Here is a 14,066-nt window from a genome sequence, read left to right as displayed (position 1 = left end):
AGGCGCCCTCAGGCGGGCTCGGCCAGCCTCGGTACGCCGGTGCTCTCGACGGTGCCGCAGCTGTCGACGGTGTCGACGGTGTCGACGAGAGCGGCGCTCACGGTGCGGTCGCGTCCGTAGGCCTTGGCGCGGTAGAGCGCGGCGTCGGCGGCCGCGACGACCGCCAGCGGGTCGTCGCCGGGTGACCAGGCGGCTACGCCGGCCGAGGCGGTGGTGGGCGCCGGCACCAGCCGGCGCAGCTGCTCGACCCGGTCGGCCGCGCGCTCGGCGTCGAGCCCGGCGAGGAACAGCGTGAACTCCTCGCCACCGTAGCGGGCCAGGTACTCCCCCGGCGCGAGCGCGGCGGACCAGGCGGCGGCCGACTCCCGCAGCAGGGCGTCGCCACGCTGGTGGCCGTACCGGTCGTTGTAGTCCTTGAAGCCGTCGAGGTCGAGCACGGCCACGGCCAGCGGCCGGCCGGCCAGGAACGCCGCGTCGCAGGCTCGGGGCAGCTCGTGGTTCCAGCTGCGGCGGTTCGGAAGCCCGGTCAGCTCATCGGAGCGGGCCAGCGCGGCCAGCCGGTCGGCCTGCTCGCCGATGTAGGCCACCAGGGCGTACATGCGGCGGGCCACCAGCGCCGAGACGGCCACCGCGACCCCCGCGATGAGCCACAGCTGGTCGGTGTCACCGGTGGCCAGGCCGATCGTGAGCGAGACCGACGGCACCAGCAGCCCGGTGGTGAGCAGGAGGAGACGTCGCCGCGGGTTCAGGTACTCACCGGTCGGCGCCTCGCCGTCGAGCATGATCCGCAGCGAGGGATGCACGACGGCGGCGGCGAAGCTGACGTAGGCCAGCATCCACAGCGCACGCGCGGCGACGACGTCGCGGCCGTGGGCGCCGTGCAGCGCGGCGGTGAAGTCGGCGGCGAGGGTGATCAGGCCGCACACGCCGAAGCAGACCAGTGAGGTCGCATCGAGGCTCTCGCTGATCGAGAAGCGCGCGAGCACGGTGACCAGCAGCACCAGCGCCGCCCCGTAGACCGCGACGGTGGCGGTGGCCGAGCCGTGGATCGCGCCCTGCAGGCCCGGCAGGACCAGGAACACCATCACGGGCGCGGCGCCGCCCAGCCCGAAGATCGCGGCCTCCACCCAACCCCCGCGGCCGGCGGCACGCGTGGCGCGTCGCGCGAGGAGGAAAGCGCCCCAGGCGAGCAGCACGTAGCCCGTCACGATGAGCCCGTTGCGGACCTCGGTGTCGCGAGGGGCACCGAAGAAGTCGGCCGCGACGAAGGCGTAGACGTCGCCGAGGAGGGTGAGCCACACGCCGCCGGCCACGAGCAGCAGCCCGGCGTGGCGCAGGTCCGGCCGACGCACGAGATGGCACCCCACCATGGTCATGGCGCTCAGCTCGACTCCGGCCTGCAGGAGGTCGCGTCCGGAGCCAGCGAGCAGCCACATCGCCGGCACGGGCAGCACCAGCGCGAGCAGCAGGGCACGCGTGCGCGCGCTCATGACGCCAGTCCGGCCACGGGCTCGGCCCCGACCAGCTGCGGCCGGCCCAGCAGGTAGCCCTGCGCGTACGTCGCGCCGATGCCGCGCACGACCTCGAGCTCGCCGGGAGTCTCGATGCCCTCCACGACCACCTCGGCACCCTGGGCGCGGGCGAAGCGCACCAGCATCCGCAGCACGTCGATCCGAGCCGCGCTCTGGTCGCAGTCGGTGACCAGGCTGCGGTCGATCTTGGCGACGTCGGGTCGCAGGCTGGCGATCCGCGCGAAGTCCGTGGCCGAGGAGCCGACGTCGTCCAGCGCGATCCGTGCCCCGCGGGAGCGGAACCGGCCCAGGATCTCGCGCAGCTCGGCCTCGCTGAGGCCGTCGCGCTGCTCCACCAGCTCGATCACGACACCGGCGAGGTCGTCGGGAACCAGGTTCCAGAATCGGGTCGACCTCACGGCGCGCTCGGAGACGTTGACGAACAGCTCGCTGCCCGGCGTCGGCCGCGACAGACTCACGACCGTCGCCTCGAGCAGGTCGCCGAACCCCTTGGCGTGGGCGTCGGCGAAGACCGCCTCGATGTTGGTCGTGTGCGGGAACCGGCTCAGGCACTCGTGCGCGACGACGGCGTCGTCGGCCAGGCGGACGATGGGCTGCCGGGCCAGCTGCAGGTCGCGCAGCGCTCCGGGCATCGCACCGCTGAGCCCCGGCTCGGCGAGGACCGTGCGGTCGGCGCCGTCGCGCTTGGCCAGGTACAGCGCGGTGTCGGCGTCGAGCACGACGGTCTCGGGTTCGGTGCCCGGCCACCAGCGGGCCGCGCCCGCCGAGGCGGTCATCGGGGCGGGCGCGAGGGCCCGCAGCGTGTCGGCGCGCACCTCGGCGGCGGACTGCTCGGAGCCGAGGAGCACGACGGCGAACTGGGCTCCGCCGAAGCGCGCCAGCCGCTCGCCGGCCCGCAGCTCGGCCGACCACGTGTCGGCGAGCTTGCGCAGCAACCGGTCGGCCCCGTGCGGTCCGTGGACGGCCGCGTGGTCGGCGAAGCCGTCGACCTCGATGATGATCACGCTCAGCGGCACCTCGTGGCGCTCCGCGCGCAGGCAGGCCTCCACGAGCACGTGGTCCCAGCCACGGCGGTTGACCAGCCCGGTCACCGGATCGGCGCGGGTCAGACTGGCCAGCGCGGTGGCCTGGGCGTCGGCCCGGATCAGCAGCGAGAAGATGCGGATCGCGGCGAGGGTCGCGACCGCGAAGCCGAAGCACCCCACGGCCCACAGGTACTGCCGGGCGCCCAGCGCCAGGCAGAGCGCGAGCGTGGTTGCCGGCAGCAGGAGACCGATGACCAGCACCGCCACCTTGTACCGAGCGCTCACCGGGCTCAGCTCTCGGCCCCATCCGACGAGGAGACCGCGCAGCGACGGGTGCGCCAGCGCGGCCCCCGAGCTCAGGTACGTCAGGGCCCACAGCACCCGGACGGCGTGGTCGCCGGCGCTCACCCCGAAACCCACCCCGGCGGTGTACGCGATGCCGTTGACGGAGTTGGCCGTCGTCGAGAACGTCACGGCCAGCCCCACCAGCAGCAGGGACGGCCCCCGGCTGTCGGCGTCGAGCAGCAACCGGGCGAACGTGGCGATGATCAGCCCCTGGCAGCAGGCCAGCAGAAGGGTGCTGACCACGGCGAACGGGCTGGAGGTGTTGTCGAGGACGGGCAGGATCAACAGCACGACCACCGGGGTCATCGCGCCGACGCCGAAGATGGTCGCCTCGACCCATCCGTCGCGGCTCAGCCGGTGGCCTCGTCGGACCACGCGCACGGCACCGACGATCACCAGCAGCATGCCCAGCGGCGTCGACGCCCAGATCGCGCCCGGCATGGTGGCACCGAACCCGACTCGGTACACCGCCTGGGCCACGTCGGGCACCATCAGCAGACCCATGCCCACGAGGATCGTCCCCAGGCCCAGGCGCAGCAGGTCGCGCTGGGTGCGGAGCGCGAGCAGCGCGGTGACCAGGCCGCCCACCTCGACCACGCCCTCGCCGACGAGCTGACCGTCGGTGGGCAGCACCACGATGCTTGCCGCGACGACCAGCAAGGCCCAGAGGAGCCATCGCACCTCGGTCGCGAAGGTGCTGATGCGCGCGCTCACCGACTGGCCCCGTCCTCGGCGATGGAGACGGTGCTCCCGGCCCCGGGCCAGGCCGGCTCGGGGCGTCCGAGCAGGTAGCCCTGGGCCAGCGCGGCCCCCACCGTGCGGGCGACCTCGAGCTCGCCGGGCGTCTCGACGCCCTCGATGACGACCTGCACGCCGTGACGGCGCGCGAAGCCCACGAGCATCGCGAGCACCTCGCCCTGGGCCGGGTCGGTGTCGCAACCGCTGACCAGGCTGCGGTCGATCTTGGCGATGTCGGGGCGCAGCGCCGCGATCCGGGCGAAGTCGGTGGCCGAGGAGCCGACGTCGTCCAGTGCGATGCGCGCCCCCCGCTCGCGGAAGCGTCCCAGCATCGCGACCAGGCCGTCGTCGGAGAGCCCGTCGCGCGTCTCCACCAGCTCCACGACGACCCCGCGCAGGTCGTGCGGCAGCCCCGCCCAGAACGCCTCGGAGCGCATCGCCCGCTCGGAGGCGTTGACGAAGACCTCCACCCCGTCGGGACGACCGGGCTCGGCGAGCACGCGGTTGATCGCGGCGACCTCGAGCAGGTCGCCGAAGCCACCGGCGTGGGCGTCGGCGAAGACGGTCTCGACGGCGGTGGTGTGCGGGAATCGGCTCAGGCACTCGTAGGCCACGACGACGCCGTCACGCACGCGGACGATCGGCTGCACGGCGACCTGCAGGTCGCGCAGCGGACCCGGCACGACACCGTCGGTGGGTCCGGCCACCACCAGCCGGTCGCCGCCCGCGCACCGCGCGCGGTAGAGGGCGCCCTGGGCGGCCGCGACCAGCCGCTCGATGCCGGTGCCCGGCGTCCAGGCGGCGAGGCCGACCGAGATCGTCTGGGGCAGAGGGACCAGAGCGCGCAGCTCCTCGACCCGGGCCGCCGCGGCGATCGGGTCGTGCTGGGGCAGCACCAGCGCGAACTGCACGCCGCCGGTGCGCGCCAGGTGCTCCCCGTCGTGGAGGGCCTCGCAGCAGTCCGCCGCCAGGTGCCGCAGGAACCGGTCGCCGCTGGCCACGCCTTGACGGCTGTTGAAGGAGGCGAACTCGTCGAGCTCGACGGCCACCACGCAGAACCCCTGGCCGGTGCGCCGGGCGTCGGCGACGGTCCGCGCCAGCAGCTCGCGCCACCCGGTGCTGTTGGGCAGGCCGGTGAGCTCGTCGGTACCGGCGATGACGGCGAGCTCTGCCGACTGGGCCTCGACGCGCGCCAACAGGCTCATCGCGCGTCGACCCGCCAGCGCAGTGGCCATGAGTCCGAAGCCGGCGATCACCCACAGCGTCGGGGCCCCGTCGCCGCGCAGCAGGGCGATGCCCAGCGAGGCGGTGGGTAGGACCAGGCCGATACCGAGTACCAGCACCCGGTTGCGCAGGTCGGCGCCCGGGCGGCTCGGCGCGGTGAGGTTGAGCGCACGCAGCGAGGGCTGGGCCATGGCCGCCGTCCAGGTCAGCATCATCGCCAGCCACAAGACCCGGCACACCGGGGTGGGGGCCCACGGCGCCACCGCCCCCGAGGCCAGCGCCCAGACACCGCCTGCGAGTGAGACGCTGCTGCACAACATCAAGAAGACCAGCGCCGGCGAACGGGTCACGCCGTTGATCCACAGCCGGGCGACCGTGAGGACGGCGACGACGTTGGCCACTGCGTAGCAGACCAGCACGACCCGCATCGGCGCGGACGGGGCCGCCTCGAGCTGCGGCACCAAGACGAAGAGCAGGACCGGCGCCAGGAGCCCGGAGCACAGCACGACCAGCTCGGAGCTGCCGTCGCGGGTCTTGGTGCGCGCGCAGAAGCGCAGCATCTGCCAGCAGCCGACGGCAGCGACGACGTAGGCCGCGCTGAGCATCGCGGTGGGGACCAGCTCGGGGATCGGTGCGCCTCGCAGTCTGCCCACCCCCATGGTGAGGTCGCACGCGGCCTCGAGCGTCAGCGCGAGGGTGTTCATGCCGTAGCCGCGACCGGGCAGACCCTGCTGGGGCAGCAGCCACGCCCACGCGCAGCCGACGGCCGCCAGCTCCACCAGGGACACGGCGACCAGCCGGAACGGTACGGGCGAAGCGGCGGCGACGACGGCGCCGACCACGAGCAGCGCGAGCACCGCGGTACGACGCCTTCCCCTGGTCGCGGATGTCTCGACGCAACCGCGGGCGGGCAGCACGAGACGCCCCGTCGCGGATCGTCCGCTCACTGCTGCCACCCCCCATCTCCACGGTAAGCACGCCACTGTCCGATGTGCGGCGAATGTGCGGCGACCACCCGTGGGGGTGTACGTGATGTGGGTCCTACGCTTCGGCCATGAGTGCCGGACGCGTCCTGGTCACCGGCGGCACGCGCGGCATCGGTGCGGCCATCGCCCGACGGCTGGCGGGCGCCGGCCACGACCTCGTGCTCGGCTACGCGCGCGACGAGGCGGCCGCCGAGGCCACGCTGGCCGAGGTCGAGGCCCTCGGTGCCCGTGCGACGCTGGTGCAGGCCGACCTGACCGCGCTCGACGGGGTCGCCACCCTCTTCGGCGAGGCCGGTCCGCTCACCGGGGTCGTCAGCAACGCCGGCGCCGCGGGGCACCTGGCCCCCTTGGCGCAGACCCCGCCCGAGGTGGTCCGCCGCACGATCGAGCTGAACCTGACCGCCGCCGTGCTCGTGGCCCGGGCAGCGGTGCGTGCCCTGAGCCGGTCCTACGGCGGCCCGGGCGGCGTGCTGGTCAACCTCAGCTCCGGCGCGGCCACCCTCGGCTCGCCCGGCGAGTTCGTCCACTACGCCGCCGCCAAGGCCGGGGTCGACGCCCTGACCATGGGGCTGGCCAAGGAGGTCGCGACCGACGGCGTCAGGGTGGTCGGCGTCGCGCCGGGGCTGGTCGAGACCGGGTTCCACGCCGACGCCGGCGAGCCCGGGCGGCCGGCGCGGATCGCGCCTACCGTGCCGATGGAGCGGGCGGGCGAGGCCGACGAGATCGCCGCGGCCGTGGTCTGGCTGATGAGCGAGGAGGCCTCGTACATCACGGGTACGACGCTTCGCGTGACGGGCGGTCGCTGACCAGGTCCTCACAGGTCGCGCGCACCGGCGCGAGCCGGTCGGCCGCGACGGTCCGGTCGCGACCGGCGCCCTTGGCCCGGTACAGCGCTCGGTCGGCACGAGCGAGCGCCCAGGCCGGGTCGGCACCTGGTCGCCACATCGCGAAGCCGGCCGAGGCGGTGGCGGGTTCGGCCACGAGCCGCCGCAGGGTCTCGACACGCTCGGCCGCCGTCGCCACGTCGACACCGCGCAGCAGGAGCACGAACTCCTCCCCGCCGTAGCGCGCGAGGAACTCGCCCGGGCGCAGCGCCGCCTGCCAGCGTCGCGCGGTCGCGCGGAGCAGGTCGTCGCCGGCCTGGTGACCGAAGCTGTCGTTGTAGTCCTTGAACCGGTCGAGGTCGAGCATGGCGAAGGCGATGCCGGACCCCGTCGCGTCGGCCTCGGCACAGGCCCGGGGCAGCTCGTGGTTCCAGCTGCGGCGGTTGGGCAGGCCGGTGAGCTCATCGGAGCGCGCCAGGTCGCCCAGCTCGACGTTCTGCCGCTCCACGTGGACCACCAGCGCCTGCAGCCGCTGGGCCGCCAGCAACGAGACCACCAAAGCGACGCCGGCGATCGCCCACACGTGGCGGTAGCCCAGGACGAGGGCGAGCACCAGCGACCCCGGGGGCACCACCAGGCCGGCCGAGAGCAGCCGGACGCTGCGACGCAGGTTGGTCCGGGACGAGGGACGGGCGAACATCGCGACGAAGGAGGGATGTCGCACAGCAGCGGTGAGGACCAGGTAGCACAGCAGCCACGGCACTTGCGCGCCCGGCTGCAGGCGGGAGCCCGTGCCCAGGACGGCCACGACGAAGTCCGTGGCGATCGTCATCGACCCCGCGAGGCCCAGCAGCACCACCGCCGTGGGATCGTCAGTCCGGGTGAGCAGCAACCGCGCCAGCGCGGTGCCCAGCAGCACCAGCGAGGCCGCGTAGGCCGCGGTGAGCAGTGTCGACCACCCCAGCAGCCGCTGGGCGTCGGGCAGGACCAGGAAGACCAGCACCGGCGCCACGGTGCCGAGGCCGAAGATCCCCGCGTCGAGCCAGCTGCTACGGCGCGCGGTGCGCGAGACCAGCCTCGCGATGCCGAGCGTCCCGGCGGCGATGACGGCGTAACCCACGACGAGCACCAGGTCGCCGACGTCGTAGGGCACCTTCCTCCCCACGAGCGGCGCCAGGAAGAAGGCGGCGTCACCGAGCACGGTGATCGTGACGCCGGCGAGCAGGACCACGACGCAGCTGCGGTGCAGCTCGGGTCGAGCGCGTAGGTGCAGCACGCACAGCGCGAGGCAGGTCAGCTCCACGACCGCCTGGACCGGACCTCGCAGGGCGGGCGGCAGGAGCACGAACAGCGTCAGCAGTGCGACGAGCAGAAGTGCCCGACGGCTCACTCGCTCAGCCACGAGGACCTACCGCCTCGTCGCGGGGGCGGGTCGCCGTCTCGGTGGTCGGCAGGGCCCAGGACGACTCGGGACGACCCAGCAGGTAGCCCTGCCCGTAGGTCGCACCGACCGCGCGGGCGATCTCCAGCTCACCGGAGGTCTCGATCCCCTCGATGACCACCTCGACGCCCTTGGAGAGTGCGTAGGAGACCAGCAACCGCAGCACCTCGGCCTGGGCCGGGTTGGTGTCGCAGCCGGCGACGAGGCAGCGATCGATCTTGGCCACGTCGGGACGCAGCGCCAGGATGCGCGCGAAGTCGGTCGAGGAGGAGCCGACGTCGTCCAGCGCGACCCGTGCGCCGCGGACGCGCAACCGGGCCAGCAGCTCGATCAGCTCGCCGTCGCTGAGGCCGTCGCGGTGCTCGACCAGCTCGACCACGACACCGGCGAGGTTCATCGGCAGGTCGGACCAGAACCGCTGGGAGCGCAGCGCGCGCTCGGAGACGTTGACGAACAGCTCGACGTCGTCGGGCCGGTCCAGGCGGCCCAGCACGCGGGTCGCCGCGGCGAGCTCGAGGAGGTCGCCGAACCCCTGGGCGTGCGCGTCGGTGAAGACGGCCTCGACCTGGGTGGTGTGCGGGAAGCGGCTCAGGCATTCGTAGGCGGTGATGATGCCGCTCGAGAGGTGCACGATCGGTTGGACGGCGGTCTGGAGGTCGCGCAGCGGTCCGGGCAGACCGGGCTGGCCGACCGGTGCCGCGACCGGGCGACCGCCGCCGTCGCACTTGGCCTGGTAGAGCGCGGCGTCGGCGCGCATCATCAGCGCGCCGGCGTCGTGGCCGGGCGCCCACTCGGCGACGCCCGCAGACGTCGCACGCTGAGCGGGTACGAGCAGCTGCAGCTGCTCGACCCGCTCCATGGCGTCGGCCAGACCCATCCCGGGCAGCAGCAGCGCGAACTGGGCGTCGCTGTAGCGGGCCAGCTGCTCCTCCTCGCGCAACGCCACGGACCACTCGTCGGTGAGCCGGCGCAGGAACCGGTCGGCGGCCGAGGTGCCCTGCTCGGAGCGCAGGCCCGCGAGGTCGTCGATCTCCACCATCGCCACCGACAGCGCCCGCTCGTCGCCGGCCGCCCGCAGGCACGAGAGCTCCAGCCCGCGCTCCCAGCCGCGGCGGTTGGGCAGCCCCGTCACGTCGTCGACGCGGGACACCTCGGCCAGCTCGTCGGCCTGCGCAGAGAGCCGGGTGAACAGCATCGTCATGCGGACGCCGACCAGGACGGCCACCGCCACCCCGGCCAGGCCCACCGGCCACAGCTGGCTGACGTCGCGGTTCCAGATCGCCGCGAGCACCGAGGCCGCCGGCAGCACCAGGCCGGCGGTCAGCATCAGGATCTTGTTGCGCGCTGCGGGCGGTTCATCCGCCGACGTCGGACCGCCGACCGCGCACACGCGGCGCAGCGAGTGGTGCCAGGTGGCGGCGGCGAACAGCACCATGGCGACCATGTGCAGCGATCTGACCACGGCATCGGTGCGGATCAGGCCGAGGTCGTGACCCACCGACCACAGCCCCGCCGCCAGCCCCACCACGGTCGCGATCTCCAGCAGCGCCAGCGACGGCGTCCGGAAGCCGTCGTTGAGCGCGAGCCGCGCCACCGCGGCCAGCGCCGCGACCAGGGCGATCGCGTGGACCACCACCATGACCCGGGTCAGCGGCGACCTCGCCTCCGCGACCCCCGGCAGCACCATCAGCTGCACGACCGGCGCCAGTGCGCCGATGCCGAGGACCAACGCCTCCGCCCAGCCGTCGTTCGCGAGCCACCGACTGCGCTCGTGCGCGATCATCGTCGCCGAGACCGCCACGGCGACCGAGCCGACCAGGTAGCAGGCGGCAACCTGGTCGAGGAGCGGGTGACCCAACGGGCCCAGCCCCAGCGCACCGTCGACGGCCACGACCACGTCGCCGAGCCAGAGCAGGACGACGGCGGCCAGGCCCACCAGCCAGCCGCGGTCGCTGACGCGATGGCGACGGCTCTGGGAGTACGCAGCCGCGGCCACGGCGGCGGTCTCGACGACCGCCTGGATCGCGGACTGGTCGTAGGAGGAGAGCAGCACGGATCCCGCGCACGCCGCCACGACGGCGACGAGCAGGCTCCAACCCCGTGGTGACATCCCTGTACCCCTCTTCGGACATCCGTGTCCTGTAGCCCGGGAGATCGGCCGGACGACGGCGATCTTGAGCGAAAACGGGCCCGGCCCGGACCACCGCGAGGTGGTCCGGGCCGGGCCGGTGGGACAGCTGCTACTGCTGGACGCCGATGGCCCCCAGGTCGGGGTACATCGAGGACGCCGGGTCGACGACGTACCCGGTCACCTTCGACCCGCGCGTCATGTAGAACTTGTCGACCGCCAGCGGGATGTAGGCGACGTCGCTGCCCAGCTGGGCGTCGGCCTGCTGCAGCGCCGTGGTCTGGGCGTTGAGGTCGGCGGACTCCTGCGCCTTGTCGACCAGGGCGTTGAACGCGTCGGACTTGTAGTTGCCGTAGTCCTGGCCGTTGGAGGCCGAGGACAGGTTCGGCCGGCTGTCGAACAGCGGCGGCGTGACGGTGATGGCCGACGGCCAGTCGGCACCCCAGCTGCCCCAGATCACGTCGGCGCTGTTGCTGGGCTTCTGCACCACGTCGTAGTAGGTGTCGCCCAGACCGTCCAGCGTGGTCTTGAAGCCGGCGGCGTCCCAGCCCTCCTTGAGCGCGGCGGCCTGCTTGTCCTGGGTGTCGGAGCTCGGGTAGGTGTAGGTGATCGGGTACGGGATGCTCACCCCGGCCTCCTGCAGCAGCTTCTTCGCCGCGGCGGCGTCGCCCTTCTCCGGGATGTCGGCGAAGGCCGGGTTCTCCTTGTAGCCGTTGACCGCCGGGTTCACGATCGACTTGGCCGCGCCGTAGGCCTTGCTGCCGCCTCCGGCATCGATGTAGCCCTGTTGGTCGGTGGCCATGGCCAGGGCCTGGCGGACCTTGACGTTGGTCAGCTTCTTGAAGTTCGGCAGCGCGTACTCCATGTAAGGCGCCTTGACGTTCACCGTGCGCTTCGCGACCGCGCCGGTGATCCGCGAGTAGTACGCCGGCGGCACGCTCTTGGAGGTGACGGCGTACTTGTCGTTGCCGGAGTCGGCGATCAGCCGGTCGTAGATCGTCTCGGCCTGGATGCCGAACTCGAAGACGATCTTGCTCGGCAGCGCCTTGCGGATCTTGGTGCTGTCGGTGGACTTGGCGTAGTTGGGGTTGCGGACCAGCGTCGCGCCCTTTTCCTTGTCCCAGGCGCCCTGCAGCTTGTAGGGACCGTTGGAGACGATCTGGTAATTGGACTTGTTGCCCTGGTCCTTGTCCTGCCGGTAGGGGTCCATCATGTGCAGCGAGGCCACGGCCAGCGGGAAGTCGGGCCACGGCTTCTTGAAGTTGTAGGTGATGGTGTTGCCGTCGCAGGTGATCGCCTTGTCGAAGGCGGCCTTGCCCGCGGCCGAGGACTTGTACGGGCCGGTGTACTCCGGCAGCCCGTCCTTGCCCTCGGGGACGTCGAGGTAGGTGAGGATGTAGTTCGGGCCACCGGTGATGACGTCGGTGGCGAACGCGCGCGAGGCGCCGTACTTCAAGTCGTCGCAGGTGACGGCCTTGCCGTCCTGCCACTTCACGCCGTCCTTGAGCGTGAACTTCCAGGTCTCGGCGTTGTTGCTCGAGGTGCCGGTATCGGTGGCCAGGTCGGCGACCGGCTTGTTGGCCACGTCGGCGTCGGTCGAGATCGGGAACGCGACCAGCTGCCGGTAGACCAACCGGGTCCAGTTGGTGATGTCCTTGCCGACGTACGTGCGCTGCGGGTCGGTGTGCTCGACCGGCTTGTCGACGTAGTAGTAGAGCGTGCCGCCGCTGGTGGCCTTGGCGTTGTCGCTCCCGCCGCCGCTGCTGCTGCCACCGCACGCGGCCAGCGTCGTGGCGAGCGAGCCGAGGGCGAGGACCGCTGCAGCGGCGCGCACCTGGTTCTTCGTCATGGATCTCCTCCGAGTAGGTCCCCGGCGGACCGGGACGACGGCGACGCACCCGCGCCGATCGGGCCATGAGACCACCGGTTCGTCGTGAGGTGGATCACGACGCGGCGGCGATCGGGTCACGATTTGGGACGGATCGACCCTGCGGAGCAGCGCCCGCGTAGGTGGCTGCGGGGCCTGCACGGCGCAGTCGCACCGGGCCGAGCGATCCGTCCGCGGCGCCGGGTCCTGGGAAAGAATCCGGTCGATTTGTGAGGTCGACGGTATGTCTGCGCGTTTCGTCCACCGTCGACTCACCTCGACTTTTCGCAACGCCAGGACGCGGCGCGTCGGCGCTGTCGACCATGCACGTCACCGGACCCGGCGCGCACCCCCAGCCGCGCCATGTCTTTCTCGAAGGAGCGAAGTTGAAGCGCATCATCGTTGCTGCCGCCGCCATCTCCGTGCTCGCCGTCCCCGGCGCGGCGCACGCCGCAGCCAGCCAGCAGATCCGCCCGTCGGACCTGGTCGAGCTACCGGGTGTCGCCAACGGCGACGGCGGCCAGGCCAGCCACTCGTTCACCGGCGACGGCATCGCCGTCGACGTCCCCGACGCGAACGGCTCCTACGTCGTGCTGCGCTGGCGGGCGAACGTGCCGCTCTCGCAGGTGGTCACGGTCGACTACGACTGGAGCGGCACCGACAACCGCCCCGGCATCAAGTACGACGTCGACGGTGACGGCGACGGCACCGTGGACTGCGAGCTGATCGGCGAGCAGGCCTACGGTGGCACCGACGTCTGGCTCAACAAGGACACGACCGACTTCACCGGCAGCGACCTGGCGCAGAACGCCACCTACTGCGAGAACGCCGCCCCCCTCCACGACGGCGCGTCCGGGGCGACCGACCACGGATCGCTCCACGGTTGGTCCGGCAGGCTCGGTTCCAACGCGACCATCGTGTACGCCGGCATCGGTGCGTCCGATCTGGTGCAGCAGGGCGTGCTGACGCGCGTCGGGCTCGGCGCGACGCAGTACCGGTTCACCAACCAGAGCGCCCAGGTCGACGCGCCGGTCGTCGTGGACGTCACCGGCAGCCGCGTGGTGCACCAGACCCGGCACGCCGTCGGGTTCCGCTTCGTCTCCAACGCCCAGCCGAACGGCACCACGGCGGGCCGCGACGTGCAGTGGGTCGTGACGGTCAACGGCCACCGACGCTTCACCGTCAGCCAGGGGCCCGGCGAGAAGGCGTCCTACCGCTTCGTCAACCACAACCGTCGTCACGCCAAGGTGGTGCGACTGTTCAAGAACGGCGCAGCCGTCGGCCGGTTCGTGGTGGGTCGGGCCTAGGCCCGCCCGACCCGATCGGTGACCTGGCCGGCCAGCCGGTCGGCCAGGTCCAGCCCGCGCCGGGCCCAGGCGATCTCGGTGCGGGCCTGGTCGATCAGGCCGTCGTAGGCGAAAACCTTCCAGGCCACGATCTGCTCGTGCTCGGCGACCGGGTGCCGCTCGAGGCGTCGGGCCAGCGTCGGGTGCGAGCCGTCGAGCAGCGTGGCGCGGGTGCGCTCGAGCAGCTCGAGGTGCTCGGCGTGGAACGCGATGTGCTCGGTGAGCAGCTCGCGCACCACGGCCGGCTCGGCCCACTCCAGGTAGGCGGCCTTGAGGTAGGCCGGGTCGCGCTGGCGGCGGTACTGGGTCGGCGAGGCGAGCCAGTACCGCAGCTCGTCCAGGCCGGCGTCGGTCACGCGGTAGCGCTTCTTGGTGCCGCGGCCGCCGTCGTCGACCTCCTCCACCTCCAGATGACCCTGCTCGGCCAGGCGGCGCAGGGCGGGGTAGATCTGGGAGTCCGGGGCCTGCCAGACGTGCGCCGTCGAGCGGCCGAACTGCTGGGAGACCTCATAGCCGGTCATCTCGCGTCCGCTGAGCAGCGCGAGCAGCGCGTGCGGGAGGCTCACCCCCTGGACGATACCTCTGTCGGTAGGTACTGTGACGGCGACGA

At 72.6% G+C, this 14,066-nt stretch carries 9 protein-coding genes; 2 read left to right on the top strand and 7 right to left on the bottom strand.

The features are described 5' to 3' along the window. Positions 1–8: 8 nt before the first annotated feature. Genes D9V37_RS14340 through D9V37_RS14330 form a run of 3 tightly spaced genes read right to left on the bottom strand, consistent with a single transcriptional unit; the run spans position 9 to position 5,721 of the window. Positions 9–1,490, bottom strand: a complete 1,482-nt coding sequence (locus D9V37_RS14340; protein WP_121806870.1) for a GGDEF domain-containing protein — start codon at positions 1,488–1,490, stop codon at positions 9–11. Beyond that, the gene (locus D9V37_RS14335) at positions 1,487–3,616 is read right to left on the bottom strand and encodes a GGDEF domain-containing phosphodiesterase (RefSeq protein WP_121806869.1); all 2,130 of its coding nucleotides are present in this window, start codon (positions 3,614–3,616) and stop codon (positions 1,487–1,489) included. The genes D9V37_RS14340 and D9V37_RS14335 overlap by 4 nt, the downstream gene beginning before the upstream one ends. After that, the gene (locus tag D9V37_RS14330) at positions 3,613–5,721 is read right to left on the bottom strand and encodes an EAL domain-containing protein (protein WP_121806868.1); all 2,109 of its coding nucleotides are present in this window, start codon (positions 5,719–5,721) and stop codon (positions 3,613–3,615) included. The genes D9V37_RS14335 and D9V37_RS14330 overlap by 4 nt, the downstream gene beginning before the upstream one ends. Before the next feature lie 197 nt (positions 5,722–5,918). Here D9V37_RS14330 and D9V37_RS14325 point away from each other — a divergent pair, with 197 nt between their 5' ends. Next, entirely contained in the window at positions 5,919–6,656 is a 738-nt protein-coding gene (locus D9V37_RS14325; protein ID WP_121806867.1) for an SDR family oxidoreductase, read from the top strand. Here D9V37_RS14325 and D9V37_RS14320 read toward each other — a convergent pair. The 3 genes from D9V37_RS14320 to D9V37_RS14310 form a co-directional block, all read right to left on the bottom strand. After that, the gene (locus D9V37_RS14320) at positions 6,619–8,064 is read right to left on the bottom strand and encodes a GGDEF domain-containing protein (RefSeq protein WP_121806866.1); all 1,446 of its coding nucleotides are present in this window, start codon (positions 8,062–8,064) and stop codon (positions 6,619–6,621) included. The genes D9V37_RS14325 and D9V37_RS14320 overlap by 38 nt on opposite strands. 4 nt (positions 8,065–8,068) lie before the next feature. After that, positions 8,069–10,225 (bottom strand): EAL domain-containing protein, encoded by a 2,157-nt coding sequence (locus D9V37_RS14315; RefSeq protein ID WP_121806865.1) that lies wholly within the window; start codon positions 10,223–10,225, stop codon positions 8,069–8,071. A gap of 130 nt (positions 10,226–10,355) precedes the next feature. Further along, positions 10,356–12,092, bottom strand: coding sequence for an ABC transporter substrate-binding protein (locus D9V37_RS14310; protein ID WP_121806864.1), 1,737 nt, complete (start codon positions 12,090–12,092; stop codon positions 10,356–10,358). A gap of 404 nt (positions 12,093–12,496) precedes the next feature. Here D9V37_RS14310 and D9V37_RS14305 point away from each other — a divergent pair, with 404 nt between their 5' ends. Then, on the top strand, positions 12,497–13,417 hold the full coding sequence (locus D9V37_RS14305; protein ID WP_121806863.1) for a hypothetical protein: 921 nt from the start codon (positions 12,497–12,499) through the stop codon (positions 13,415–13,417). On the opposite strand, the gene D9V37_RS14300 is transcribed toward D9V37_RS14305, so the two are convergent. Next, positions 13,414–14,022, bottom strand: coding sequence for a PadR family transcriptional regulator (locus tag D9V37_RS14300; RefSeq protein ID WP_121806862.1), 609 nt, complete (start codon positions 14,020–14,022; stop codon positions 13,414–13,416). The two genes, D9V37_RS14305 and D9V37_RS14300, sit on opposite strands and share 4 nt — an antisense overlap. Positions 14,023–14,066 lie beyond the last annotated feature (44 nt).

This window comes from Nocardioides mangrovicus (assembly GCF_003674065.1).
Lineage (GTDB): Bacteria > Actinomycetota > Actinomycetes > Propionibacteriales > Nocardioidaceae > Marmoricola > Marmoricola mangrovicus.
This window is presented reverse-complemented; position numbering and strand designations above follow the sequence as displayed.

Coding starts and splice junctions, on each gene's coding strand:
- D9V37_RS14325 (WP_121806867.1), top strand. CDS start 5,919: ATGAGTGCCGGACGCGTCCTGGTCACCGGCGGCACGCGCGGCATCGGT.
- D9V37_RS14310 (WP_121806864.1), bottom strand. CDS start 12,092: ATGACGAAGAACCAGGTGCGCGCCGCTGCAGCGGTCCTCGCCCTCGGC.
- D9V37_RS14340 (WP_121806870.1), bottom strand. CDS start 1,490: ATGAGCGCGCGCACGCGTGCCCTGCTGCTCGCGCTGGTGCTGCCCGTG.
- D9V37_RS14315 (WP_121806865.1), bottom strand. CDS start 10,225: ATGTCACCACGGGGTTGGAGCCTGCTCGTCGCCGTCGTGGCGGCGTGC.